The following is a 371-nucleotide window of genomic DNA, read 5'->3' on the forward strand; positions in this document are numbered from 1 at the left end:
ATTCCAACCAGAGATACTTTGACCCAGGCGTCAATCACAATACCTTTGTCAAGAATGCGATCAACAACTTCTGCCAAACTTGAAGAATCAGTCGATTTTTGTACCTTTGCCATAACAATCTCCTTAATCTAAGATGAACTTTTCGTGAAGGGGCATAACATTTAGCCCTTCACGATTAGATTTATGTAATTACACAGAGTACAGTCCTTAAGCGGGGGTGGCTGCACTTGCGGTCAGGCCAATTGCTTCAGCATACTTTAAGTATGTTTCAACTGAAGCGACAACTACCCTTGCTTCGATGGACAACAACTCAATTCCAACCAGAGATACTTTGACCCAGGCGTCAATCACAATACCTTTGTCAAGAATCC

2 protein-coding genes are annotated in these 371 nt (G+C 42.0%); both read right to left on the minus strand.

Annotated elements, in window-relative coordinates; all coding sequences use genetic code 11:
- Positions 1–113, minus strand: a 113-nt coding sequence (gene gvpJ / locus JWG39_RS17320) for a gas vesicle protein GvpJ (RefSeq protein WP_205220362.1), incomplete at its 3' end; no start/stop codon positions are given.
- Positions 114–207: 94 nt separating this feature from the next.
- Positions 208–369 (minus strand): gas vesicle protein GvpJ, encoded by a 162-nt coding sequence (gvpJ, locus tag JWG39_RS17325; RefSeq protein WP_369130645.1) that lies wholly within the window; start codon positions 367–369, stop codon positions 208–210.
- Between the last annotated feature and the right edge of the window lie 2 nt (positions 370–371).

This window comes from Desulforhopalus vacuolatus (assembly GCF_016918505.1).
GTDB lineage: Bacteria > Desulfobacterota > Desulfobulbia > Desulfobulbales > Desulfocapsaceae > Desulforhopalus > Desulforhopalus vacuolatus.